The organism is Thorsellia kenyensis (assembly GCF_042432445.1).
GTDB classification, from domain to species: Bacteria; Pseudomonadota; Gammaproteobacteria; order Enterobacterales; family Thorselliaceae; genus Thorsellia; species Thorsellia kenyensis.
In genome coordinates, this window is the sequence record NZ_JBHLXE010000108.1 from 1 (window position 1) to 26,553 (window position 26,553).

General features: G+C 32.7%; 28 protein-coding genes. 20 read left to right on the plus strand and 8 right to left on the minus strand.

Going from position 1 to position 26,553, the window contains the following annotated elements; genetic code table 11:
- Positions 1-129: 129 nt before the first annotated feature.
- The 3 genes from ACFFIT_RS11235 to trmA are packed head-to-tail and all read right to left on the minus strand — an operon-like array spanning position 130 to position 2,625.
- Entirely contained in the window at positions 130-399 is a 270-nt protein-coding gene (locus tag ACFFIT_RS11235) for an oxidative damage protection protein (RefSeq protein WP_385877765.1), read from the minus strand.
- A 28-nt stretch (positions 400-427) separates the two neighbouring features.
- Positions 428-1,522 carry an A/G-specific adenine glycosylase gene (gene mutY / locus ACFFIT_RS11240; RefSeq protein ID WP_385877766.1) on the minus strand — a complete coding sequence of 365 codons (1,095 nt, stop codon included), beginning with the start codon at positions 1,520-1,522 and terminating at the stop codon, positions 428-430.
- Positions 1,519-2,625, minus strand: a complete 1,107-nt coding sequence (trmA, locus tag ACFFIT_RS11245; protein WP_385877767.1) for a tRNA (uridine(54)-C5)-methyltransferase TrmA — start codon at positions 2,623-2,625, stop codon at positions 1,519-1,521. Before trmA ends, mutY begins: the two co-directional genes overlap by 4 nt.
- Before the next feature lie 51 nt (positions 2,626-2,676).
- On the opposite strand from trmA, the gene ygfZ reads away from it, so the two are divergent.
- Entirely contained in the window at positions 2,677-3,720 is a 1,044-nt protein-coding gene (ygfZ, locus tag ACFFIT_RS11250) for a tRNA-modifying protein YgfZ (RefSeq protein WP_385877768.1), read from the plus strand.
- A 599-nt stretch (positions 3,721-4,319) separates the two neighbouring features.
- Here the strand turns inward: ygfZ and lpcA are convergent.
- From lpcA to glyQ, 4 genes are all read right to left on the minus strand, one after another.
- A complete protein-coding gene (gene lpcA / locus ACFFIT_RS11255; protein ID WP_385877769.1) occupies positions 4,320-4,904 on the minus strand; it encodes a D-sedoheptulose 7-phosphate isomerase in 585 nt (194 codons plus the stop codon).
- 15 nt (positions 4,905-4,919) lie between these two features.
- Entirely contained in the window at positions 4,920-5,633 is a 714-nt protein-coding gene (locus tag ACFFIT_RS11260) for a DUF3053 family protein (RefSeq protein ID WP_385877770.1), read from the minus strand.
- A 38-nt stretch (positions 5,634-5,671) separates the two neighbouring features.
- Positions 5,672-7,747: a glycine--tRNA ligase subunit beta gene (glyS, locus tag ACFFIT_RS11265; protein WP_385877771.1), complete on the minus strand. Its 2,076-nt coding sequence runs from the start codon at positions 7,745-7,747 to the stop codon at positions 5,672-5,674.
- Positions 7,748-7,818: 71 nt separating this feature from the next.
- On the minus strand, positions 7,819-8,724 hold the full coding sequence (gene glyQ, locus ACFFIT_RS11270; RefSeq protein ID WP_385877772.1) for a glycine--tRNA ligase subunit alpha: 906 nt from the start codon (positions 8,722-8,724) through the stop codon (positions 7,819-7,821).
- Between the two features lie 1,086 nt (positions 8,725-9,810).
- Here glyQ and mnmG point away from each other — a divergent pair.
- From mnmG to yacG, 17 genes are all read left to right on the plus strand, one after another.
- Positions 9,811-11,721, plus strand: a complete 1,911-nt coding sequence (mnmG, locus tag ACFFIT_RS11275; protein ID WP_385877773.1) for a tRNA uridine-5-carboxymethylaminomethyl(34) synthesis enzyme MnmG — start codon at positions 9,811-9,813, stop codon at positions 11,719-11,721.
- 37 nt (positions 11,722-11,758) lie between these two features.
- The gene (gene rsmG / locus ACFFIT_RS11280) at positions 11,759-12,376 is read left to right on the plus strand and encodes a 16S rRNA (guanine(527)-N(7))-methyltransferase RsmG (protein WP_385877774.1); all 618 of its coding nucleotides are present in this window, start codon (positions 11,759-11,761) and stop codon (positions 12,374-12,376) included.
- Positions 12,377-12,574: 198 nt separating this feature from the next.
- Positions 12,575-12,931 (plus strand): ATP synthase subunit I, encoded by a 357-nt coding sequence (locus ACFFIT_RS11285; protein ID WP_385877775.1) that lies wholly within the window; start codon positions 12,575-12,577, stop codon positions 12,929-12,931.
- A gap of 58 nt (positions 12,932-12,989) precedes the next feature.
- Entirely contained in the window at positions 12,990-13,787 is a 798-nt protein-coding gene (gene atpB, locus ACFFIT_RS11290) for a F0F1 ATP synthase subunit A (RefSeq protein ID WP_385877776.1), read from the plus strand.
- Between the two features lie 118 nt (positions 13,788-13,905).
- Positions 13,906-14,151 (plus strand): F0F1 ATP synthase subunit C, encoded by a 246-nt coding sequence (gene atpE / locus ACFFIT_RS11295; RefSeq protein WP_385877777.1) that lies wholly within the window; start codon positions 13,906-13,908, stop codon positions 14,149-14,151.
- A gap of 108 nt (positions 14,152-14,259) precedes the next feature.
- Positions 14,260-14,730 carry a F0F1 ATP synthase subunit B gene (gene atpF, locus ACFFIT_RS11300; protein ID WP_385877778.1) on the plus strand — a complete coding sequence of 157 codons (471 nt, stop codon included), beginning with the start codon at positions 14,260-14,262 and terminating at the stop codon, positions 14,728-14,730.
- Positions 14,731-14,744: 14 nt separating this feature from the next.
- On the plus strand, positions 14,745-15,296 hold the full coding sequence (gene atpH, locus ACFFIT_RS11305) for a F0F1 ATP synthase subunit delta (RefSeq protein WP_385877779.1): 552 nt from the start codon (positions 14,745-14,747) through the stop codon (positions 15,294-15,296).
- A 12-nt stretch (positions 15,297-15,308) separates the two neighbouring features.
- Entirely contained in the window at positions 15,309-16,850 is a 1,542-nt protein-coding gene (gene atpA, locus ACFFIT_RS11310) for a F0F1 ATP synthase subunit alpha (RefSeq protein WP_385877780.1), read from the plus strand.
- 61 nt (positions 16,851-16,911) lie between these two features.
- Complete coding sequence (gene atpG / locus ACFFIT_RS11315) at positions 16,912-17,787, plus strand: F0F1 ATP synthase subunit gamma (RefSeq protein WP_385877781.1); 876 nt, start codon at positions 16,912-16,914, stop codon at positions 17,785-17,787.
- Between the two features lie 54 nt (positions 17,788-17,841).
- Positions 17,842-19,230 (plus strand): F0F1 ATP synthase subunit beta, encoded by a 1,389-nt coding sequence (gene atpD / locus ACFFIT_RS11320; RefSeq protein WP_385877782.1) that lies wholly within the window; start codon positions 17,842-17,844, stop codon positions 19,228-19,230.
- Positions 19,231-19,271: 41 nt separating this feature from the next.
- Entirely contained in the window at positions 19,272-19,712 is a 441-nt protein-coding gene (locus ACFFIT_RS11325) for a F0F1 ATP synthase subunit epsilon (RefSeq protein ID WP_385877783.1), read from the plus strand.
- 236 nt (positions 19,713-19,948) lie between these two features.
- Positions 19,949-20,410: a transcriptional regulator ArgR gene (argR, locus tag ACFFIT_RS11330; RefSeq protein ID WP_385877784.1), complete on the plus strand. Its 462-nt coding sequence runs from the start codon at positions 19,949-19,951 to the stop codon at positions 20,408-20,410.
- A 155-nt stretch (positions 20,411-20,565) separates the two neighbouring features.
- Entirely contained in the window at positions 20,566-21,093 is a 528-nt protein-coding gene (ppa, locus tag ACFFIT_RS11335) for an inorganic diphosphatase (protein WP_385877785.1), read from the plus strand.
- Between the two features lie 71 nt (positions 21,094-21,164).
- Positions 21,165-21,596, plus strand: a complete 432-nt coding sequence (locus ACFFIT_RS11340; RefSeq protein WP_385877786.1) for an SRPBCC family protein — start codon at positions 21,165-21,167, stop codon at positions 21,594-21,596.
- 5 nt (positions 21,597-21,601) lie between these two features.
- Positions 21,602-21,898, plus strand: a complete 297-nt coding sequence (locus ACFFIT_RS11345) for an RnfH family protein (protein WP_385877787.1) — start codon at positions 21,602-21,604, stop codon at positions 21,896-21,898.
- A gap of 31 nt (positions 21,899-21,929) precedes the next feature.
- Positions 21,930-22,715 (plus strand): peroxide stress protein YaaA, encoded by a 786-nt coding sequence (gene yaaA / locus ACFFIT_RS11350; protein ID WP_385877788.1) that lies wholly within the window; start codon positions 21,930-21,932, stop codon positions 22,713-22,715.
- Positions 22,716-22,738: 23 nt separating this feature from the next.
- On the plus strand, positions 22,739-22,939 hold the full coding sequence (gene yacG / locus ACFFIT_RS11355) for a DNA gyrase inhibitor YacG (RefSeq protein WP_385877789.1): 201 nt from the start codon (positions 22,739-22,741) through the stop codon (positions 22,937-22,939).
- 24 nt (positions 22,940-22,963) lie between these two features.
- Here yacG and cpdA read toward each other — a convergent pair whose 3' ends face one another.
- Positions 22,964-23,788, minus strand: a complete 825-nt coding sequence (gene cpdA / locus ACFFIT_RS11360; protein ID WP_385877790.1) for a 3',5'-cyclic-AMP phosphodiesterase — start codon at positions 23,786-23,788, stop codon at positions 22,964-22,966.
- A 359-nt stretch (positions 23,789-24,147) separates the two neighbouring features.
- Here cpdA and ACFFIT_RS11365 point away from each other — a divergent pair, with 359 nt between their 5' ends.
- Both ACFFIT_RS11365 and ACFFIT_RS11370 read left to right on the plus strand, forming a co-directional pair.
- Positions 24,148-25,770, plus strand: a complete 1,623-nt coding sequence (locus tag ACFFIT_RS11365; RefSeq protein ID WP_385877791.1) for an alpha/beta hydrolase — start codon at positions 24,148-24,150, stop codon at positions 25,768-25,770.
- A 125-nt stretch (positions 25,771-25,895) separates the two neighbouring features.
- Positions 25,896-26,531, plus strand: coding sequence for a glutathione S-transferase N-terminal domain-containing protein (locus ACFFIT_RS11370; RefSeq protein ID WP_385877792.1), 636 nt, complete (start codon positions 25,896-25,898; stop codon positions 26,529-26,531).
- Positions 26,532-26,553 lie beyond the last annotated feature (22 nt).

Sequence of the window (26,553 nt, forward strand, 5' to 3'; positions counted from 1 at the left end):
AGAACTAACAGGCATAACCAGAGAAAAAATTATCGTGGGGTATGCACTTATGTCTTGAATTCACCTAATGATTTTTTGCACTTTAATATAGAAATGGATAAACTTTTACGGTAGTTTCAGTAAATCTACCTATGATTCTGGTTTATATCCTTCTATTTCAATCTCTTTTCCATTAAATAAAAAATCAATCATTGCAGTCTCTATTAGTTTTCTATGCTCTGGGTTTGTCATTATTAGACGATTTTCATTTATCAGCATGGTTTGCTTTTTAAGCCAAAGATTCCATGCCTCTACTGAAATCTCATTAAATACTTTTTTTCCTAATTCTCCAGGATAGAATTGAAAGGACAAACCTTCAGCTTCTTTTTTTAGATATGCACAAAAAACGGTTCTGGACATAATTATTCCTTTTTTATTTTTAAACTTGCTAAATAAGTGTTAATTTCAATATCTCTACTAATTTTAATATAGGTGCAGGTAAGCCTATATCTACTTGTTTTCTTAAATCATACCAAAAAATAGATTCCTTTTCATTGATTGTATCAAATGTAGGTAGCTCATCCTTTGAAAAAACAACTGGTATAATATTTAAATGAAAATGAGTAAAGGTATGCACGAATGAGCTTATTGGGCTATGAATATTTATTTCAGTCTGCTTTAGATCACTTCCGCACCGATTAATATAATTAATGGTATCCTGCTCTGAATCAAAACTTAAAAAACTGAATAATCCGCCCCATATCCCTTGATCAGCTCTCTTCTTCATTGCAAGCTTTATTTGCTTTTTTTCATCTTTTTGATAAACAACTAAAAACCACCCTGATTTGGTTGGCTTATCTCTTTTTGGTTTTTTATTTGGATATTTATCCCAATCATAATTTGCATACGCCATACAAAGTGTATTTAAAGGACATAGATCACATTTTGGTCTACTCCTAGTACATATCATTGCCCCCAAATCCATCATAGCCTGGTTATACTTAGCAGGATTTTCTTTAGGGGTAAGTGAGTCTGTTAAACCCCATAGTTTTTTTTCAGTAATTGAATGGTTAGGTATACCGTCTACATGGAAAACTCTGGATAATACTCTTTTTACATTCCCATCTAATATAGGATGAGACAAATTCATTGATAATGATAAAATTGCACCTGCGGTAGAACGCCCGATGCCTGGCAATTGAATTATTTTCTCAATCTCATTGGGAAAGTTACCATCATACACGTCGCTAATGATTTTAGCTGTTTTATGAAGATTTCTAGCCCTAGCGTAATACCCTAATCCAGTCCAAAGATGAAGAACCTCATCAATATCAGCATTTGCTAAATCCCTTATAGTTTCAAAGCGGGCTATGAAACGGTTAAAATAATCTATAACAGTAGCCACTTGTGTTTGTTGTAGCATAACCTCTGATAGCCAAACATGATAAGGTGACTTAATAATTTGCCAGGGTAAAGATTTTCTTCCATGCAATTCATACCAATTTAATACAAAATGGCTAAATTCCGATTCTTTTATATTCATGATTTAAGGTCTAAAATAATGCCAGTTTCAATATGATCAGTATATGGGAATTGATCAAAAAGAGCTAAATGAGATATCTTATGCGTTTGACTTAAAGTTTTTAAGTTGTCAACCAAAGTTAATGGATTACAAGAGATATAAATGATTCTTGAGTAATATTGTATCATTTCAATCGATTTTTCATCAAGGCCACTTCTAGGTGGATCAACTAGCACTGTTTGACAATCTGAAAAATCATTTAAATCAATACCAGCTAGCCTATTAAATTGACGAACCCCTTTGATTGCCTGAGTAAATTCTTCCGCAGATAACCTGATTATGCTCAGATTATTGATCTGATTTACCATAATATTGTATTGAGCAATTTCTACTGAAGATTTAGCAATTTCAGTAGCAAGCACACGTCTAAAATTTTCTGCGATTGCAATAGAAAAATTACCATTACCACAATATAATTCCAATAAGGAACCTTCACTTTCTTTTGTCGCATCAAAAACCCAATCTAACATTTTTTCATTAATAACTACATTTGGTTGAGTGAATCCATTTTCAATTTGACGATAAACAAGCTTTTTATCTTTTACCTTGATTACCTCATCTACATAATCTACATCAAGAGTTATTTTTTGTTTGTGTGATCTTCCTATGATTTGTATATCAAAACCCATGTTAATTAAATCTTTTCTTAATTTTTTCGCTTTTTCAATCCATTTATCATCTAGTGCTTTATGATAAAGCAAAGAAACTAGTATTTTTCCACTCTGAGTGGACAGGTAATCAACTTGGAATAATTTAAATCTCAAAAGTTCGTTTACTTTTATTTGTTCAATTAAAATTGGCATTACTTGATTTATAAGTAAACTAGCCACAGGAAATTGCGTTAGCTTGATTTTTTCTCTTGTATTTTTATCGTACATGATGTGATATAAATCATCTCCTTCATGCCAAATTCTAAATTCAGCCCGCATTCGGTAGTTCTGTTTGGGCGATTCATATACTTTTATTTGTGGTGTTTCGAATTGAGCCAGCAATTCTTTTAAATAATTCTCTTTTTTAGATAAAGCTTCGTAGTAAGATTCCGTAGGGAGTTCCTTAAATGGCATATTTATATCCTAATCAAAATTAATGCTGATGCCTCAATTCGTATAATACCTATGTTAGAATTGCAACAACAATATAAAAAACAAAATATTTATTTCTTCACTTTAAAAGGATTCGTAATGATCAAATCTCTTTCTATCAGTAAATTAAATCAGTATACACTTATCAAAGTCTCAGGTATAGAAGCTCAAAAATATCTTCAAGGGCAAGTAACTCAAGATCTCTATAAGATGCAGACACAAACACTTTACTATGCAGCACATTGTGAACCCAAAGGCAAAGTGATAGCATTATTAATGATATGGAAGCAAAATGATGATACTTTTTTTTATATTTTGCCTAAATCTCTAGAAGAATCACAGCTAAAAGAAATTAAAAAATATGCTATATTTTCTAAAGTCTCTTTTGAAATTCAACCAGAAACTTCATTTCATTTTCTTCACTTAGACAATGTATCACTTAGTGATAAAGAGAGGATTCAAGCCCTTTTAGCTAACTTTTCTACGTCCATAGAAACTCAAAAAGAATATAATAGTACTAATACTTTATTAAACAATGGAAAGTTTCATTTCTCTTTAGGTGATAATAACGATTTTATTATTATAAACTTTTCAGATGATGATAACTTTTTTGCTGAATTATCTAAACTCAATTATACGATTTCCACTTGTGATTCCTCTTTATTTGAAAAAACACAAATTGAAAGAGGTATTCCCCAATTGAGCTTGGTTACATCTCAAGAGTTTTTACCCCAAGCTTTAAATATCCAAGCGCTTAATGCTATAAGTTTTTCGAAAGGTTGTTATACAGGACAGGAAATGGTTGCTAGAGCTAAGTATAGAGGTGCGAATAAAAGAGCCCTTTATTACTTAAAAGGTACAAGCAGTGTTAGCCCTGAAATTGGATCTAACTTACTGATGAAGCTTGGAGAAAATTATAAAGAAACAGGAAATATAATCTCTTTTGTAAAAGAAAAAAACGAAATTTTTATCCAAGTGGTTTTAAGCAATAGATTAGAGGAAAACAGTGAATTTAAAATAATTGGTTGTGATGATAGTCAATTATTTATACAAAAACTACCTTATGATTTAGAGTGAAATTTACAATTTTAAATTCTTTTTAAACTTATAAACTAGATTTTAAAAAGGTTACCATTAAGAAATCTATATTTAATTCAGATTTTTTAACACAGTTTTGCTGAGCAAACCTGTCAACTTCAAAGAAGTTTGAGGTGGCAGATGAATTTATAGTAGTGAGAAATCTCCTGCCAATGGAGCCGAGTAATCGTGTGCAAGAGAAAAGGAGAGAAACTATTTGCACTGGTGTCTCCTTTGCTGGCTGAAAGTGAAATGAAGGCTTAAGATGTGAACAGTATGATAGAAGTAGGTAGAAAAATCATTAGTAGATTACTTTATGGCTAGAACGCTGATGACTTCTATTGAAATAATTACCAAAGTTTATGAGTAATAAAAAAATAGAAATAACACGAGATTGAATATGCAAGAAAAACACACACCTTGCATATCTAGATAACGTCTAAAAGAATGTTTGATATTTACTAGCATGAGCCGTATACGAGGTCCGTACGTAAGATTTTGTGAGAGGGATAAGACGGTAAGGCCTTAACCTACTCGATAAATAAATTTGACTAGTAAAATAGGCTAAATAATAAAGTGCTTTAATTAGATTTACAAAACTACTGCATCTCCTTTTCTATTAATAGCATTAGGATATGAATTACTTTAATGTGTATTTCCTGAATTCTATCTGCGTAACCAAAATGAGGAACACGAATTTCAATATCAGCAGAACCTGCCATTTTACCGCCATCTTTTCCAGTCAAAGTGATGACCTTAATTCCTTTACTTCTCGCAGCTTCAATAGCTTTTATAATATTTATTGAATTACCTGAGGTAGATATAGCTAATAATACATCGCCTTCTTTACCTACGCCTTCAATAAATCTGGAAAAAATAGAATCAAAACCAAAATCATTACCTACACATGTCGTATGGCTAATATCAGATATTGCGATAGCAGGGTAAGCAGGTCTATTTTCTCTATACCTGCCAGTTAATTCTTCAGCAAAATGCATAGCATCGCAATGAGATCCCCCATTACCACATGACATTACTTTTCCACCCGCTTTGAAACACTCAGCTATCATAATTGCTGCATTTTCAATAAGTTCAAGAACGTTTTCAGTAGATAAAAAATTATCTAATAACGTGTGTGCTTCTTTAAGCTCTGATTGAATAATGTCTTTGTAACGAAAACCCATCTTAAACTCCTTTAGCTATTTTTCATTAAATGCATTGTATAAAGCAATTGTTGCTTCATGATATTTTATATCTTCAGCAATCTTATTTATCATTGCATTGTATGATTCAGCTAACTCTTTTGATTTAAAATTAGGAATACCCTGAACATAAGTAATATTGGCTTTATTTTCATTTAGGAACAATCCTAATTGATTAACATTTTTTGTTAAAGTAACTAAGCCATCTATATTTTCAAGTAAAGGATCAGCCCTTAAAGTAATTAATTTTTCTATTGCTGGAGTCATTACTGCATTTAAATCTTCCGGAAATGATTTTTTTGACAGCTTACTTAGCGTATCACTTTTTAAACTTTCAATATCACTTTTTAAAAAGAAAATTTTAGTTAAATCCTCACTTAAAATAGGCTGTAAAGCGATATAATCTTCGGTCACTTTAATTTGAGACAAATGCTCCATTAAAGGATTAAAAGATCTTTCTGTTATTTCATTAAATCGTTTAGTGAAATTAAAAATCGCTTCATAATCTTGGCTATACTCCCCAAATTTTTCTTTCTGATCTTCACTTAATTCAGGTAATTCATAGCCGACTCTTAAAACGGTATTTTCAACATAATTTTTAAATTCTGCCCTTTGCTTAACTTCAGGATCGCTACATGCACTAATATAAAATAATGTAGATAATAAAGTAGTTACGAGTAATACACGTTTAACATGGCCATTTATTTTCATTAAATAATCCTATAATTAAAGAAATAATATAACTTCATCTATTGTAATAACGAAATATCAGCAATATGCAAAAATAAGTTTCTTAATTGGTTTAATAATCTTAACCTATTTGCTCTTACTTCAAGATTTTCATCCATTACCATTACTTTATCAAAAAATTCATCGATATTATGTCTCAATTCTGCAAGTTTAATTAAAGCTGATTGATAATCATTATTATCAAATAAAGGCTTTAATTCATCATTAATGACTACTAAATGAGCCGCTAATCTGTTTTCTTCAAGTGAAGAGTATAAAGAGGCTTTAGGTAATTCTGTTACGTCAATATCAATTTTAGAAAGTATATTTGATACGCGTTTATTAGCTGCTGCTAAAGATTCCGCTTCTTCAAGTGTTCTAAAATGTGTAACAGCTTTAACTCTTTTATCAAAATCAACAGGATAAGTAGGTCTTCTAGCTAAAACAGCTTGAATAGTATCTACTTTAAATCCAGCCTCTTGATACCAAGCTCTAAATCTACCTAACATAAATTCAATGATTTCTTCTTTAGCTTTTAAATTAGATAGTTTATCGCCATAAAGATCAATAGCCCATTGTGTAATTACTTCTAAATCAAGAGGTAATTCTTTTTCTACTATTATTCTTAATATACCGAGCGAAGCTCTTCTTAATGCAAAAGGGTCTTTATCTCCTTTTGGATGTTGACCAATTCCAAAAATTCCAGCTAGTGTGTCCATTTTTTCAGCGATAGCGACTGATAATGAAATTAAATTACTAGGTAAGATATCTCCAGAGAATTTCGGTAAATATTGTTCTTTAATCGCCAAAGCAACAGATTCATTTTCACCATCATGTAATGCATAATGCATACCCATTACGCCTTGCGTTTCAGTAAATTCAAAGACCATATTAGTTAATAAATCACATTTTGATAATAATCCGGCTCTATAAGAAAGCTTAGGATCAGCACCAATCTTTTCAGCAATTTTTTCACTTAAGGCAGCAATTCTTTCACTTTTTTCTTTTAATGAACCTAATTGCTGTTGAAAAAGAACAGAAGATAATTTAGGTAATCTGTCTGCTAGTTTAATTTTTTTGTCTGTTTCGAAGAAAAATTCAGCATCTGATAATCTAGGTCTAACCACTTTTTCATTACCAGCAATAATTTGTGCAGGATCTTTTGATTCAATATTACTTATAAAAATAAAATGTGGGGACAGCTTTCCTGTATTTTTTTCATAGACAGGAAAATACTTTTGATCTCCTTTCATCGTATGAACAAGCGCTTCAGGTGGAACAGATAAAAACTTCTTTTCAAATTGAGCAGTTAAAATGACAGGCCATTCTACCAAAGAAGTCACTTCTTCTAATAGTTCTTCACTTATATCTGCTATAGTATTTAAATTATCAGCAGCATTAATTACCCCATTTTTTATGATCATTTTGCGAGTTTCAAAGTCTGCTATCACAAAGCCAACATTTTTTAATTGAGTTTCATACTCATCAGCGTGATTTAGAGTAATTTTAGTTTGTCCCATGAATCTATGGCCACAAATAATATTATTTGATTTAATGCCTAAAACAGTTCCTTCAATTATTTCATCATCAATCATTAAACAAACTGTATGTACAGGTCTAACAAATTGTGTATCATGATTCCCCCATCTCATTAATTTTGGGATAGGTAATTGGTTTAATGCTTTATTAACAAAATCAGGAATTAAGCTTTTAATATTTTCCCCTTTAATTAAAGATTCATGAATTAACCATTCACCCTTATCTGTTTTTAAAGTTTTAGCTTGATTGATTTCAATACCACATCCTTTTGCCCAACCTAAGGCAGCAGAAGTAGCTTTACCATCTGCATCATATGCTTGACTAATTGCAGGTCCTCTTTTTTCAACTATTTTATCTTTCTGATTTATTTCAATTTCAGTAAATAAAACAGCTAAACGTCTTGGTGCAGCAAAATATTTCGATTTTGTAAAATTTATTCCTGCGTCTTTAAATAAACTATTAAGATTATCTTGAAAAGTCATTCCTAATTTTTTAAGTGCTTTAGGAGGTAATTCTTCTGTTCCAATTTCTATTAATAAATTTGCATGTGTTTTCATAATAAAATTTCTTTTTTAATAATTCTAATACTAGCAATAAGCAAAAATAATCGTTTAATATTATAAAATGATTATTTTGCACAAAGAGGGAAACCTAATGCTTCTCTAGAAGCATAATAAGCTTCAGCAACTGATTTTGTTAATGTGCGTATTCTTAATATGTATCTTTGACGCTCTGTAACAGATATTGCTTTTCTTGCATCTAAAAGATTAAAAGTATGTGCAGCTTTTAAAATTCTTTCATAAGCGGGGAGAGGTAAGGGTTTATCTAATTCTAATAAATATTTAGCTTCTTTTTCATATTGTTCAAAACAAGTAAATAAAAAGTCAACATCAGCATATTCAAAATTATAAGTTGATTGTTCAACTTCATTTTGATGATAAATATTACCATAAGTAGTTTTTCCAAAAGGACCATCACTCCAAACAAGATCATAAACACTATCTACACCCTGTATATACATTGCAAGTCTTTCTAGGCCATAAGTTATTTCACCTGTTACAGGTTTGCATTCTAATCCACCCACTTGCTGAAAATAAGTAAATTGGGTAACTTCCATTCCATTCAACCAAATTTCCCAACCTAGTCCCCAAGCACCTAAAGTAGGATTTTCCCAGTTATCTTCAACAAAGCGAATATCATGTATCAAAGGATCGATACCTAATGCTTTAAGTGAACCTAAATACAGTTCTTGAATGTTATCAGGTGATGGTTTAAGAATAACTTGAAATTGATAATAATGCTGCAATCTATTAGGATTTTCTCCATATCTTCCATCAGTTGGTCTTCTTGAAGGTTGAACATAGGCTGCTGCAATAGGTTCTGGTCCTAATGCTCTTAAACAAGTTATAGGATGTGATGTTCCTGCACCAACTTCCATATCTAGTGGTTGCACAATAGTACAACCTTGATTAGCCCAATAATCTTGTAATGTAAGAATTAAACCTTGAAAAGTTTTAGTATTAAATTTTTGCATAATTTTAAAGTCTTAAATGGCTTAAAGTGTAATTTTAGATGACCATACATAGTGATTTACTATGAATGAATTGAATATTTTCTTAAGTATAACGTTTTCAGTTTAAAGTTTCAGTTTTTTTTCATTCTTCTTATCTATTTTAGTATTCTGCAAGATTAATTTCATATTCTGGAGTTACTAATATTTAATCTTTTTATTTTTTTTTATTTTTTTTATTATTACATAGTTATAAATCTGTTTATAACTCATTTTTACTATTAAATTTCAATAACTTAAACTTGTTTTTATCTGTGTATAACAAAGGAATTACACATATATTTCATGTTTATAACAGTTATTTTTATCCACATACTAAAAAAATGTTAAAGTTATCAACATAAAATCGAACTGGTTACTGACAAGTTGTACATACATTTTTTGATTAACTTTTAATAAGTCTAATTTTAAAAAAATTTTAATTTAAAAGATGTGAGTAAACTATGTATTCAGTTGTTATTAAGTTGTTTAAAAAATTAAAGCTATTTGTTCATGTGAATAAATAGCTTGGTTATCCCTATCATTTACACAGCTAAAAAATGAGTTATAAACATGAAATATTTTACTTAAGTTAATGAATTTAAAATTATATTAAAGTTTATCCACAGAAAAAAATTAACTAATAATAAAAAAAATAAAAAAGAAAAAACCTTTTTAATAAATACGTTAAACATTTCGTGAAATTGAATATAAAATCTGCAATTTTTACTAGCAATAGAATGTCTATATAATTTTAAAAATATTTACTATAAAAAAATCACTTAGTAAAGTAACTTAATGAATTTAAAGTAATAATAGAATAAAAGGTACTTAAACCAATTAAATTAAAATATTAGAAATGTTGTTTAGATAACAAAAAAATCTTTAATATTAACTCTGTATCTTTTTATAGTTAAAACTCATCTTTTAAATCTAAAAATAGAATAAAAATTCACTTTAAAGTAAAGCCATATTTGGTTATGATAAACAGTTAACTTAACTTAATTTTTAAAATTTAAATGGGATATTTATAAATACCATTTTTAGAAAGGTTTATACCAAGGATTACGTATGTATTATCCAGAAAAATTTGATGTCATTGTTGTTGGTGGAGGTCATGCAGGCACAGAAGCCGCAATGGCAAGCGCAAGAATGAACTTAAATACATTATTATTAACTCATAATATTGATACATTAGGCCAAATGTCATGTAATCCTGCTATTGGTGGGATTGGGAAAGGTCATCTTGTAAAAGAAATTGATGCTATGGGTGGTTTAATGGCTAAAGCTATTGATCATTCTGGCATTCAATTTAGAATTTTAAATAGTAGCAAAGGGCCTGCTGTACATTCTACTCGCGCACAAGCAGATAGAGTGCTTTATAAACAATACGTTCGTCAAGCATTAGAAAATCAAAAAAACTTATCTTTATTTCAACAACCTGTAGATGATTTGATTATTGAAGGAAATAAAGTAACAGGAGTGAAAACCCAAATGGGTGTTATTTTTACTGCTAAAACCGTTGTTTTAACAGTAGGGACATTTTTAGATGGAAAAATCCATATTGGTATGGAAAATTATAGTGGTGGGAGAGCTGGTGATCCTCCTGCAATAACGTTATCTAGAAGATTGAGAGACTTAAATTTAAGAACGGATAGATTAAAAACAGGAACACCGCCTAGAATTGATGCAAGAACAATTGATTTTAGTCAGTTGGGTATTCAAGGAGGAGATGATCCTTTACCCGTTTTTTCATTTATGGGTAAACGTGATGATCATCCAAGACAAATTCCTTGTTACATAACACATACAAATAATAAAACTCATGATGTAATTAGAGCAAACCTAGATAGAAGTCCAATGTATGCAGGAATTATTGAAGGTGTAGGTGCAAGATATTGCCCATCAATTGAAGATAAAATCATGAGATTTGCTGATAAAGATTCACACCAAGTTTTTTTAGAACCTGAGGGATTAACAAGTAATGAAATTTATCCTAATGGAATCTCAACAAGTTTACCATTTGATGTACAATTACAAATTGTCAGATCATTACCAGGCTTAGAAAATGCTTATATAATGCGACCTGGTTATGCTATTGAATATGACTATTTTGATCCTAGAGATTTAAAACCTTCACTAGAAAGTAAATTCATTGAGGGGTTATTTTTTGCTGGGCAAATTAATGGTACTACAGGGTATGAAGAAGCAGCTGCACAAGGGTTAGTAGCGGGTATAAATGCAGCTAGAATGGTACAAGGAAAAGATGCTTGGATTGTAAGAAGAGATCAAGCGTATATTGGTGTTTTAGTAGACGATTTATGCACTTTAGGAACCAAAGAACCATACAGAATGTTTACTTCAAGGGCTGAATATCGCTTAATGTTGCGTGAAGACAATGCTGATGAAAGATTAACGCCTATTGCCTATGAAATGGGGCTCATAAATGAAAATAGATGGGCAAGATTTAATATAAAAATGGAAAAAATTGAGGCTGAAAAAGCACGAATTAAATCTATAATGATTCACCCTTCTATGAAAGATATAGAGACATTTAATCAACTTTTATCAGCGCCACTTACTAAAGAAGCGACGGGCGAAGAGTTACTTAGAAGACCAGATTTAACTTATAATAAATTAACAAGTCATCATTATTTCTCTCCATCAATCAATGATACTGAAGTTGAACTACAAGTTGAAATTCAAGCTAAGTATCAAGGTTATATTGTAAGACAGAAAGAAGAAATAGAGCGACATGAAAGGAATGAGAACACTGCATTACCTTTAGATATTGACTATAACGATATTAAAGGTCTTTCAAAAGAAGTTATTAGCAAACTTAATGATCATAAACCAGTATCTATTGGTCAAGCATCAAGAATATCAGGTATTACACCTGCAGCAATATCAATTCTTTTGGTTTGGCTAAAAAAAAATGGGTTGTCTAGAAAGTTAAAAGATGAGTCATTAGATAATAAATAAATAAATAAATAACTTTTTTATTGTTATTGGAGTCACTGTGCAGGAAAAATTAAAGACGCTTATAAATGAGGCGCGTATTGAAGCGACAGATTCCCAAATTAATTTATGGATCGAGTATGTTCAACTTTTGGATAAATGGAATAAAGCATACAACCTAACTTCAGTAAGAAATCCTTTAGATATGCTTAATAAACATATCTTGGATAGTCTATTAGTTACCCCTTTTTTAAAAGGCAATAAAATAATTGATGTAGGAACAGGACCTGGATTACCAGGGATTGTACTGGCTATTTTTTTTCCTGAAAAAAATTTTGTTTTATTAGACAGTTTAGGTAAAAGAATCAGATTTTTGAAAGAGGTAATATTAAAGCTAGAGTTAAACAACGTAGAAATTGTTCAATCAAGGGTTGAAGAGTTTAGACCTAATGAATTATTTGACAGCGTAATAAGTAGAGCATTTGCTTCTTTAAAAGATATGATAACTTTATGTTCTCATCTTCTTGATGAAAATGGAACTTATTATGCAATGAAAGGCTTATATCCAGAAGATGAAATAGAGGCCATCTTTGCATTAGGGTTTCATGATTTAATAACAAAAGACTTAACTTTTTCCGCTAGTGACGTAAAAAGGCATCTTGTTATGATAAAAAAGTGATTAAGTCACTAAAAATAACAAAAAGTTATTCAAATTTCTTCAAAAAAAAGTCATAATAGAAGTTAAAGTAAATTTATGTTAGTTTTAAAGTAAAAATCAAAAAGTATATCTATGCTTAAATCGAAAAAATTATCACTGACTTAGAGCATTATGTACTTATAAAAAATATTTTTTTGGCAATAGAGGATATCTCGCATAATGGTTAAGCCATTTGTTTTAAAGGAAGTAGGAATTAATTTTTTATTATCCTTTTTGGTTTCATGCGTGGTGTTTTTTTTTGACATCAATAGTGCATGGGCTTTGTTGTTAGGGGCTCTTGCTTATAACCTACCTAATGGATTAAATATCTTGATAGGCTGGGGATATGATAAACAACAATATATGTTTAAAGGAATAGCATTGAATCTTTTTTTTGCTATGATGTTTAAATATATTATTGTTATTTTTATTTTTGTATTAAGTATCAGTTATTTAAAACTCCCTTTTTTTCCTCTTATGTCAGGGTATTTTTTAGGGCTGATATTCCAAGTTGGTTATAGTTTGTTTGTTACTTAATCAATTACATTTTTGATGTGTTTTATTATTAATATTTGAATATAAAGGTTGCTTAACTATGTCTTCTGTCATTGAAACGCCTCAAGATTATATTGAACATCATCTCAGTCATTTAAATCTAAGCGCTGAAGGTTTGAATGTTGGAGATGCTACTTTTTGGTCTATAAATTTAGACTCAATGTTCTTTTCTATTTTTACTGGCTTACTTTTTTTAATTATTTTTAGAGCAGTCGCAAAAAAGGCAACTTCAGAGGTTCCTGGTAAATTACAGTGTGCTATAGAAATGATTGTCGGATTTGTCGATAACAATGTTAAAGACATGTATCGTGGAAAAAGTAAGTTGATAGCTCCTCTCGCTTTGACTGTATTTGTCTGGGTTTTATTGATGAATGCATTAGACTTAATCCCTGTCGATTTTATACCGCATTTGGGTACTTTAGCTGGATTACCAGCATTGAGAATTGTACCTACTGCTGATGTAAACGTGACTATGTCTATGGCTTTTGGCGTATTTTTCCTAATTATTTTTTATAGTATAAAAATGAAGGGAATTTTAGGCTTTACTAAAGAATTGACGTTACATCCATTTAACCACCCAGTTTTTATTCCTATCAACTTAGTTCTTGAATTAGTTGCTTTAATCTCTAAGCCTATTTCATTAGGACTACGTTTGTTTGGAAACATGTATGCGGGTGAGTTAATCTTTATCCTTATTGCAGCCCTTTTACCTTGGTGGTCTCAGTGGTTGTTAAGCTTGCCTTGGGCTATATTTCATATTTTGATTATAACCCTTCAAGCATTTATCTTTATGGTGCTCACGATTGTTTACTTATCAATGGCGTCTGAAGAACATTAGATATAAATCGCTGTTATTTTGAAATTGTTTTATTAACATTTTAAAAAACGACGGTTTAATTTTTTTGTGGTTTTTTTGTAGTTTTTTATTTTAACTTTAACATTTATTGGAGATTTTCATGGATACTATTTATTACGTTGTTGCTGTTATGCTTGGTTTAGCGTCTGTTAGTGGTGCTATTGGTATCGCTATTGTTGGCTCAAAATTTATAGAAGGTTCAGCTCGTCAACCTGACTTAGTCCCTTTACTTCGTACACAATTCTTCATTGTAATGGGTCTTGTCGATGCTATTCCTATGATTACAGTGGGTATTGCACTTTATGTTCTTTTCGTTATCGCACCAGGATTCGTACCTGTAGCTTAATACAAGTAAAAGCAAAATTTAAATTTGTATTAAGTTGGATCAGATAATGCCAATGCATTATATGAATTTTTGGAATTTGTAAAGTAACGATTAATGAGGTAGTGCCTTGTGGATATAAATTTAACCATCCTCGGACAAGCCGTCTGTTTCGTCCTTTTCGTTCTTTTTTGTATGAAGTTTGTATGGCCACCAATCATTGGGGCTATAGAAAAACGTCAAAAGGAAATTGCTGATAGTTTAGCTTCTGCTCAACAAGGTAAACAAGAAATGGAGCAGGCTAAGGCTGAAGTGTCTGGGCAGATTAAACAAGCTAAAGAAGAAGCTTTAGCTATTGTTGAACTTGCAAATAAGCGTCGCTCTCAAATTATTGAGGAAGCTCAATTAGAAGCTGAAAAAGAGCGTAGTAGAATACTACAACAAGCTCAAGCAGAAATTGAAGCAGAACGTGTTAAAGCGAGAGATGAACTTCGCAAAAAAGTGGCTCTTTTGGCTATTGCTGGTGCTGAAAAAATCATTGAGCGTTCAATTGATGAATCAGCGAACAGTGATATCGTCGACAAAATTGTTGCTGAACTTTAAGGGAGATTGGGCGTATGTCTGATTTAATAACTATAGCCCGGCCTTATGCTAAAGCTGCTTTTGAATTTGCCAATGAAAAACAACTGGCTGGTGATAATAACGCAATAGCTCATTTTGAATCTATGCTTCTTTTTGCTTCTGAAGTGGCAAAAAATGATGATATAGCCAAAATGCTGACAGGCTCTCTTTCATCAGAAGAGTCAGCAAATTTGTTTATTAAAATTTGTGGCGATACGCTTTGTGATTCTGGTAAAAACTTAATTAAAGTCATGGCAGAGAACCGTCGCTTACTCGCCTTACCAGAAGTATTTACTGAATTTGAACGCTTGAAAAAAGAGAGCGAAGGTTTAATCGATATAGAAGTCATTTCTACTAGTGAATTAAATTCCTCTCAACAAGAATCAATTAAAAATGCAATGGAAAAACGTTTATCTTGTAAAGTTAAACTCCATAGCAAAATAGATGCTTCTTTAATAGGTGGCCTAGTAATTAGGGCTGGTGATTTAGTCATAGATAGTAGTATTCGTGGGCGATTAAATCGTCTGACCGATGTCTTACAGTCTTAAGGGGACTGAAGTATGCAATTGAATTCCACAGAAATTAGTGAACTGATTAAGCAAAGAATTGCTCAGTTCAATGTCGTGAGTGAAGCACGCCATGAGGGAACCATTATTTCTGTAAATGATGGCATTATTCGTATTCATGGTTTAGCTGATGTTATGCAAGGGGAGATGATAGCTCTCCCAGATAATCGTTATGCAATTGCCCTTAATCTTGAAAGGGATTCTGTAGGTGCAGTTGTAATGGGTCCTTACGCTGATCTAGCAGAAGGAATGAAAGTACAATGTACAGGTCGTATTTTAGAAGTTCCGGTAGGTCGTGGACTTTTAGGACGTATTGTTGATACATTAGGACAACCTATTGATGGCAAAGGGCCCATCCAGAATGATGGCTTTTCACCTGTCGAAGTAATAGCGCCTGGTGTTATTGATAGACAATCAGTTGATGAGCCTGTACAAACAGGTTATAAATCTGTTGATGCTATGATTCCGATTGGTCGTGGTCAACGTGAATTAATAATCGGTGATAGACAAACAGGTAAAACTGCTTTAGCAATTGATGCAATAATTAATCAAAGAGATTCTGGGATTAAATGTATCTATGTTGCTATTGGACAAAAAGCATCAACCATCTCTAATGTGGTTCGTAAATTAGAAGAGCATAATGCTTTATCAAACACTATCATTGTAGTTGCTTCTGCTTCTGAGTCAGCTGCTCTTCAATACCTAGCACCTTATTCCGGTTGTGCTATGGGTGAATATTTCCGTGATCGTGGTGAAGATGCGCTAATTGTTTATGATGATCTATCTAAACAAGCAGTAGCTTATAGACAAATATCACTTCTTCTTCGTCGTCCACCAGGACGTGAAGCTTTCCCTGGTGATGTATTCTATCTTCATTCTCGTTTACTTGAGCGGGCAGCTCGTGTAAATGCCGATTATGTTGAGAAGTTTACCAAGGGTGAAGTAAAAGGTAAAACTGGTTCATTGACGGCATTACCAATTATTGAAACTCAGGCAGGTGATATTTCTGCATTTGTTCCAACCAACGTAATTTCAATTACTGATGGACAAATATTCTTTGAAACTAACTTATTCAACTCAGGTATTCGTCCTGCAGTCAATCCAGGTATCTCGGTTTCACGTGTTGGTGGCGCTGCACAAACTAAAATCATCAAAAAATTATCAGGTGGTATTAGAACAGCACTAGCCCAGTATCGTGAATTAGCTGCATTTGCTCAATTTGCATCAGATCTAGACGATGCTACACGTAAACAACTTGATCATGGTCAAAAAGTGACTGAGTTGTTAAAGCAAAAACAATATGCGCCAATGTCTGTTTCAAGACAAGCCATTTTGCTCTATGCAGCAGAAAAAGGATTTTTAGATGATATTCCTGTTGAAAAAATTGTTGCTTTTGAAGCCGCTTTGATGCATTACATTGATACAGCTCATTCTGATTTTATGGCTGAGATTGATAAAACAGGTAATTATAACGATGAAATAGAAAATCAATTTAAAGAGATTATTTCATCTTGTAAAAAAACATCTAATTGGTAATTGAGTGATACGCCTATACGGCGTATCAATATTATTTATTTAGTCTTAAGGATAGGCAATTATGGCCGGAGCAAAAGAGATACGTTCTAAAATTGCAAGTGTGAAAAATACCCAAAAAATCACAAAAGCAATGGAAATGGTAGCTGCTTCAAAAATGCGTAAATCTCAAGAACGCATGGCTGCTGGTCGCCCTTATGCTGAAATGATTCATCGTGTTATCAATCACGTAGTCAAGGGCAATCTTGAATATAAGCACCCTTATTTAGAAGACCGCGCTCAAAAAAGAGTAGGATACATTATTGTTTCTACAGATCGTGGTTTATGCGGTGGCTTAAATGCAAATTTGTTCAAAAGTGTATTAGTTGATATTAATGAGAAAATTTCAAAAGGCATCAAGGTTGACGTAGCTTTAATTGGATCTAAAGCCGTAAGTTTTTTTAGTTCTATTAAAGCAAATATTGTCGCTCAAAACACAAACCTAGGTGATGCGCCTAAATTGGAAGATCTTCTAGGTTTAATTGAAGTCATGGTCAATAAATTTGATGAAGAAAAAATTGATAAAGTTTATTTAGCTCATAATAAATTCATCAATACCATGTCTCAAGAGGCTATCTTAACGCAACTATTACCTATTATTCCTGATGAAGAGATACAATGTGATAAAGAAGTAAAAAATACACCGTGGGATTATTTGTACGAACCAGATCCTAAAGTGTTGTTAGATTTACTTATTCGTCGTTTTGTTGAATCTCAGGTTTATCAAGGTGTTGCCGAAAATTTAGCGAGCGAACAAGCAGCGAGAATGATAGCTATGAAAGCTGCAACAGATAATGCTGGTGAGATGATAAACGAATTACAATTAGTTTATAACAAAGCTCGTCAGGCAAGTATAACGCAAGAATTAACAGAAATTGTGTCAGGTGCCTCAGCGGTTTAAGGCTGATAATCATTAGCCTTGACAAGGTTAACGCATAAATTTAGAGGATATAAAATGGCTACTGGTAAAATTATCCAGATTATAGGTGCTGTTGTTGACGTAGAATTCCCTCAGGATTCAGTCCCAAAAGTCTATAATGCACTTGAAATCGAAGGGTTTTCTGAAAGGTTAATCTTAGAAGTTCAGCAGCAATTAGGTGGTGGAATCGTTCGTTGTATCGCTATGGGTACGTCTGATGGTCTACGTCGTGGATTAGTTGTTAAAGATTTGGGTCACGTAATTGAAGTTCCTGTAGGAACTGAAACATTAGGACGTATCATGAATGTCCTTGGTGATCCTATTGATATGAAAGGTCCTATTGGTGAAAAAGAGCGTTGGGGAATACACCGTGCTGCACCAAGTTATGAAGAATTAGCTAACTCACAAGAATTGTTAGAAACTGGAATCAAAGTTATTGACTTAGTCTGCCCTTTTGCTAAAGGTGGTAAAGTTGGTTTATTTGGTGGTGCCGGTGTTGGTAAGACAGTAAATATGATGGAATTAATCCGTAATATTGCTATCGAGCATTCAGGTTATTCAGTTTTTGCTGGTGTAGGTGAGCGTACTCGTGAAGGTAATGACTTCTATCATGAGATGAATGATTCTAATGTACTTGATAAAGTATCTTTAGTTTATGGTCAAATGAATGAACCACCTGGTAACCGTTTACGTGTTGCTTTGACCGGTCTTACAATGGCTGAAAAGTTCCGTGATGAGGGTCGTGATGTTCTATTATTTGTTGATAACATCTATCGTTACACACTTGCTGGTACCGAAGTATCGGCTCTTTTAGGTCGTATGCCATCAGCGGTAGGTTACCAACCGACTCTTGCAGAAGAAATGGGAGTGTTACAAGAGCGTATCACTTCGACTAAAACAGGATCAATTACATCGGTTCAAGCCGTTTACGTTCCTGCGGATGACTTAACAGATCCATCTCCTGCTACAACCTTTGCTCACTTGGATGCAACCGTTGTTTTAAGTCGTCAAATCGCATCTTTAGGTATTTATCCTGCAGTTGATCCATTAGATTCTTCAAGCCGTCAATTAGACCCATTAGTTGTTGGACAAGAACACTATGATACTGCTCGTGGAGTGCAAACAATACTTCAAAGATATCAAGAGTTGAAAGATATCATCGCTATATTAGGTATGGATGAATTATCTGAAGATGATAAGTTAGTCGTATCAAGAGCTCGTAAAATTCAACGTTTCTTATCTCAGCCTTTCTTCGTTGCTGAAGTATTTACCGGTTCGCCAGGTAAATATGTACCTTTAAGCGAAACAATCAGGGGCTTTAAAGGAATTATGAATGGCGAGTACGATGATATTCCTGAACAAGCATTCTATATGGTCGGCTCCATTGACGAAGTATTAGAAAAAGCAAAAAAAATGAAATCGTAAAAAGTCACACCCATTGATATCAGTGGGTGATGGAGAAAAATATGGCAAAGACTTTTATACTAGATGTAGTGAGTGCTGAGGCTTCTTTGTTTAATGGAGAAGCTAAGAGAATCCAAATCACGGGGAGTGAAGGTGAGCTTGGTATTCATCCTGATCACACACCTTTGCTTACTGCGATAAAGCCGGGTTTAGTCAGAATTGTTAAGAAAGATGACACAGAAGAGTTAATTTACCTAAGTGGTGGTATTCTTGAGGTGCAACCTAAACGTGTTATTGTACTGTCTGATTCAGCTATTTACGGCGAAGAGATTAGTGAAGAACGTGCCTTAGCTTCTAAACAGCGTGCTGAAGCACAACTTGCTAAGCATGCAAGCGATATAGATCAAGCAGAAGCAGAAGCACAATTATCTCGTGCTTTAGCTAAACTTAAAGTTATTGAGCTTGTTAAAATGCAAGAGAAAAGTTCTAAAAGAAAACGTTAAGTTTTTTGTTATTCTAAGCGCTCCTCCGGGAGCGTTTTTTATATCTTTCAAAGCCCTACTTTTTACACAAATACTCAATTCCTAACTCTGAATTTTATTCAATTTTATATTTCCTTAGAAGCAAAATGCATATATTGTTAATTTTTGTGAATATTTAAGCGTACCCTACGATAATTTAGTATAATCGGTAGAAATAAGTGAAATTTTTCATTCTATGTTCCTACAGGAAATTACATATGACAGCAAAACCAGATGATTTAATTAAAGCATTTAGAGCTATTTTGAAAGAAGAAAAATTTGGCTCGCAAAGTGAAATTGTTGCTGCATTACAAAATAAAGGATTTAATATCAATCAATCTAAAGTTTCTAGGATGCTGACTAAATTTGGCGCTTTAAGAATGCGTAATGCTAAACAGGAAGTTGTATATTGTTTACCTCAAGATGGCAGTATTCCAACTGCAACCAGTCCTTTAAAAAATTTAGTTCTTGATGTGGATTATAACGATTCATTAGTTGTCATTCATACCAGCCCCGGTGCAGCACAGCTAATAGCTCGCCTACTTGATTCTTTGGGTAAAAATGGAGGGATTTTAGGTAATATTGCTGGGGATGATACTATTTTCACAACACCTACTAAAAAAGTCTCCGTAAAACAACTTTATCAGTCTATTTTAGAGTTATTCGAGCAAGAACTTTAATGTTTACACAGGTTCTAATTGCTTAAATCATAAATCCCCTTTAAAATTAGAAGAGGCGTTGAGTATTTAAACGCAAGACAAGTTTTATTGGTCTGTATAAACACTTCTAATAAAATACAACATTTATATTTACAAGTTTTTTAAAAGGATAAAAGATGAGTTTACTGAACGTACCTGCAGGTAAATCACTGCCAGATGATATTTTTGTTATAATTGAAATTCCAGCGAATGCTGATCCTGTTAAATATGAAATTGATAAAGAAACAGGCGCACTCTTTGTAGATAGATTTATGGGGACATCTATGTCATATCCATGTAACTATGGCTATATTAATAACACTTTATCATTAGATGGCGATCCGGTAGATGTTTTAGTGCCAACGCCTTTTCCTTTACAGCCAGGATCAGTTATCCGTTGTCGTCCCGTAGGTGTATTGAAGATGACAGATGATGCTGGTGAAGATGCTAAACTAATCGCCGTCCCTCATGAAAAAATGAGTAAAGATTATGGGCATATTCAAGATATTGACGATGTACCTTCTTCATTAAAAGCTCGTATTGAACACTTTTTCTCTCATTATAAAGATCTAGAAGCCGGTAAATGGGTTAAAATTGATGGTTGGGCTGATGCAGCAGCAGCTCGTCAAGAGATACTTGACTCCTTTGAGCGTGCTAAATCTTAATAAATATATTAATTCTTTTAGAAGTCATTAAGCTTTGATGCTTTTTGACTTTAAATTTTTGGACCGTAAATATGCCTAGTATCAGTCGATCAGCATTAGTTTCTTTTAGCACGAAGCAAATGTTTGATTTAGTTAACGATGTACCTTCTTATCCACAATTTATTCCTGGTTGTGTAGGGGCTAATATTATTAGTCATCTAGAAAATGAAATGGTAGCTTCCATGGATGTAGAAAAGCTAGGCATAAAAAAAACATTCGTCACTCGAAATGAGCTTCATGATAGTCAGTTAATAAAATTAAATTTAGTCAATGGCCCTTTTAAACATCTTACAGGAGAGTGGGTATTCACTTCTTTGGCTGAAAATGCGTGTAAGATAGAATTTAATTTGCAGTTCGAGTTTACTAATAAACTCATAGAACTTGCATTTGGCAAGGTATTCAATGAACTTGCCATTAATATGGTTAATGCATTCGTTGCCAGAGCTAAGGCAATTTATAATTAATTTTTATGGAAAATTTTACAATTCAAGTCGTTTATGCTTTACCTCATAAACAATATTTGTTCGATGTCTCTGTAAATAGTCTTGATACCGTCAAAGACGCTATTCTTAAATCCCCTTTACTTAGTTATTGCGAAGAAATAAATATTAATGAAGTTAAGGTGGGTATTTTTAGTCGTATTGTCAAATTAGATGATTTTGTAAAATCAGGTGATAGGATTGAAATTTATCGACCCTTGATTGCCGATCCTAAAGAATTGAGAAGAATGCGTGCTAAACGAGCCGAACAAACCGAGTCCAAATAGTTCGGTTTTTTAATTCAGAGGGTAAATTTTCATGTCACTATTAATTCTTATTTCTCCTGCTAAAACATTGGATTATGAATCCGATTTACCAAGCCTAAATTATTCCGAACCTCAGTTTTTAGATAATTCTGAAGCATTAATTGAAGTCTGTAAAGAATTGGCCCCTGATGAGTTAGCCCGTTTAATGAAAATCAGTGATAAGCTTGCTTCTCTTAATGTAGCACGCTTTGCTTCATGGGAAAAATCAATAGATTTTACCGTGGCTAGGCAAGCGATATTTGCCTTTCAAGGAGACGTTTATCAGGGGCTAAATGCCTCGTCTTTAACCGAACAAGACTTATTGTTTGCTCAAAATCATTTAAAAATATTATCTGGCTTATATGGGATTTTAAGACCACTAGATCTTATGCGCCCTTACCGTCTTGAAATGGGTACTAAACTTCAGAATAAAAAAGGAAAAAATTTATATGAGTTTTGGGGCACGCTTTTGACTCAGTATATCAATGACTATGCAAAAAAAGGAAATATTGAATATCTTGTGAATTTAGCTTCCGATGAATATTTTAATGTGATTAAGCCTAAATTACTGAATATCCCTATTATAAAGCCTGTTTTTTTAGATGAAAAAAATGGTCAATTTAAGACCATAAGTTTTTATGCCAAAAGAGCACGTGGTTTAATGAGCCGATATATTATTACTAATAAAATTGTTCATAAAGAGGCATTAAAAGCGTTTAATATTGAAGGTTACTCCTATTCAAAAGATGAATCATCCGATGGGGAGTATGTGTTCAAAAGAAATGAAATTATAGGGTAAATGAATCTTAAAGAGAGTTCTTGATGAGTAATTTAATCATAGTTAAATGTCCTACTTGCCAAACAGATGTAGTTTTTGCTCACATCAGTCCGTTTAGACCATTTTGCTCTAAGCGTTGTCAATTGATTGATTTAGGCGAGTGGGCTGATGAGAAGAAATCAATCCCAGGATCTCCTGTGTTAGATGAAGGAGAATTTTGGGAGAAAGATTTAGATAATCAATAAATAGTAAAGAAAGACTATGAATTTTTAATATCCTTTTGCTTCTTTATCAATCTGATAGAAAGGCGTTTCAATACGTGTTACTTTAGTACTAAAACTGCCATTTAGGTTTAATTCAAATTCTCTAAATCCAGGGTAATTCACATCAAGTGAAAATTGATCGGATTGAGGTAAAAACTGTATTGATGTTGATGGTGTTGAATAAAAAGGCCAACTAAGCCATGAACTATTGATTTCTTGATGAATATGTCCACAGATCACAGCTTTGATCCCCTCATGCTTTTCTAAAATTTTAGCCAGTGCGTCGCTATTTTGTAATTTATGTTCATCAAGCCATGCTGAACCACATTCTTTAGGATTATGATGAATAAATATGAGGGTATTTTTATCTTTTGATTCATGTAATGTATTATCCAAAAAATCTAATTGCTTATCATTTAGCATTCCTTTAGGGTAGCCTTTAAATTGACTATCTAATAAAACTAATTGCCAATTGTTATTCACTACAATAGTTTTTGATTGAAAAATTGTTTTATTGGTTAGAAGTTTTTGCATGAGTGATTGTTCATCATGATTACCTGGGATCCATACCAAAGGGGTTTCTAATTTTTCAATTTCCTGCATAAAATGTGTGTATGATAGCTCTGTTTGATCTTGGCTAATATCTCCGCTACAGACAATTAAATGGTATTTTTTACCCAACGCTAAAATTTTATTAATTACAGCATGAAAAGTTTTAAATGTTGGGATCCCAAGCAACTTCTCTTCTTTATCCGCAAAAAGATGAGTGTCTGTGATTTGAAGAATATTTATTTTTTCATCACTTATGGATAGATTGAGTATTGAATCCAATTCGAAATTTCCTTATCCTTTAATTGTTTTTTATAAGATCAACTTAAATGTTGAATTCGATAATATCTATATTTATTGCGTTAATCTCTTGAAAAAATCCATAGTGATTATTGCTAATTGAATAATATCTGATTTTGACGAATAAAATCTGCCTGTAATGACACATTTTTAATAAAAAATGTTTAAAATGTATATAAATGCGATATTTTTGTTCATAATTTAACTTAGATCACATTAAATAGGTGATTGAATCATTAAAAATAACTTGGAAAACTTTGGATAGTTAAGTGATATAGTATCAATTATCAAATAATAGAAAAATATAAAAAAATATTTTATTAAATAGGAGTTGTTGGCATATGTCAGTCAGATTAATTAAGCGTTGGACTAAAAGATTATTGATGTTAGCACTTGTTGCTTTGTGTACTTTTATGGTCATACGTATCTATGATTCTCAAAGAGGGCTTCGTCTTGAAGTTTGGCATCGATACGTGCCAAATGAATTAACGGCTGAAGAAATTGATAAGATGTCATTTGCAGAATATTTAAAAGAAGAAGAACGTATTTTTCTTGAAGTTAAGCAAAATGTTGTTATGCCATTAGCTCAAGGTCAGACTCTTTCAGTATCTGATATAGATGGATTTGATGACGAGATGGAAATAGACGACACCTTAGTTGCTGAAAAAAATTGGAAGGATTATTTCTCTGGCCTTAAAAAGAAGAGTTCAGAATTAGGCATAAATGGCATTCCCTTAAATAGATATTTAGAAGAAAGTGCAGTTTATCCTGGCAATTTTGAACAAGATTGGAATAGAACGTATATTATGAAACCCGACAATGATCTGTTTCCTAAGCCTAGAGGTGCTGTTGTTTTACTTCATGGCTTAACAGATACGCCTTATAGTTTAAGAAACATGGCGGATTTATATCGTCAAAAAGGGTTTATTGCTATTGGCTTAAGATTGCCAGCGCATGGTACTGTCCCTGCTGCATTAAGTAAGGTTGATTGGGAAGATTGGTTAGCTGCTACAAGATTGGGTGTGAGGGAGGCTCAACGATTAATTCCAGAGAATGCACCTTTACATATCGTTGGTTTTTCAAATGGTGGTGCACTTGCTATGAAGTATGCACTAGATGCAATTGAAGATCCTAATTTAGTCAAACCAGATCACTTAGTGTTAATTTCGCCTATGATTGGTATTACTTCTTTTGCTAGATTTGCGGGGATTGCAGGATGGCCTGCAGTTTTTCCTCCTTTTGCTAAAGCAGCTTGGTTGAGTGTGTTACCAGAGTTTAATCCGTTTAAGTACAACTCATTCCCTGTTAATGGTGCAAGACAATCTCACTTATTAACAAGTGTACTTCAGCAGCAGATTTCTGATTTTTCTAATAGAGATTTATTAAAAGATTTACCCCCGGTTGTTACTTTTCAATCAGTTGTTGATTTTACAGTCAGCACAAGAGCAGTAATTACAGCGCTTTATAATAAATTACCAGCTAATGGCAGTGAATTAATTCTATTTGATATTAATCGTGCTGCTAATTTTGATATTTTAATGCGTTCCTCAACCATTTCTAATGTTGATCAATTATTACCCCAAACGCCTAGAAATTATGATGCAACTGTCATCACTAATCGTGAAAAATATAATAGTGAAGTAGTTGCTAGAACTGAAAAAGCATTAACGAATGAGGCAATAGTTGAACCACTTGGGATGAATTACCCTAGTGAATTTTTCTCTCTATCTCATGTGGCTATTCCATTTTCAGCAAACGATCCTTTATATGGTAGTTCACCCTCTAATCCAACTCAATATGGGATTAATTTAGGGAGCTTAGCTGTAAGAGGTGAGCGTTCTGTTTTATTAGTCGACTTAGATACATTGTTAAGAGCCTCTTCAAATCCATTTTATGAGTATATGACACAGCGAATAGCAGATGATGTTGATGAATCAATTGAAGCCGTAAAAGTAATGCCTTAAATAAATCCTTAAATACGATATACAGATATTATTTAATGATTTGAAAAAAATCTGCGCGTTAAAATATGGTATAATATTTAATAATTTTAAGAGTAAAGAGTATTTAAGCGTTTTTCGGAGGATTTATGTTGCTTGCTATTAACAAGCGTTCAACGATGACATTATTTTCTGGTCCAACGGACATACGAAGTCATCAAATTAGATTTATTTTGGCAGAAAAAAGCGTTCCTTGTGAATTTGAACATGTAGTAATGAATCGTTTACCTGATGATTTATTGTCCTTGAATCCTTATGGAACTATACCTACTCTTGTCGATAGAGAATTAACACTTTACTATACGCAAATCATTGCTGAGTATGTTGATGAGAGATTTCCTCATCCGCCATTAATGCCAGTATTCCCGGCAGGAAGGGCCTCATGTCGCTTAATGCTTAACAGAATAGAACAGGACTGGTATCCTTTAGCAGAGGCTGCACAGTCTATTTCAGCTGAAGGAGATAAAGCACGTAAGCAACTAAAAGATGAATTGATGTCAATTGCTCCTTTATTTAGCTCTACGCCGTTTTTTATGAGTGAAGAGTTTTCTTTAATTGATTGCGCTTTGGGTGTATTGCTCTGGCGTTTACCATATTTGGGTATTGAAATTAATGGAACACAAAGCGCTAAAGACATTAAACCTTACATGAAAAAAATCTTTAACAGAGATGGTTTCTTATTGTCTTTAACACAACAAGAAAGAGAGATGCGGATAAAAATATAACCGCATTTTCTCGCTGCTAGGA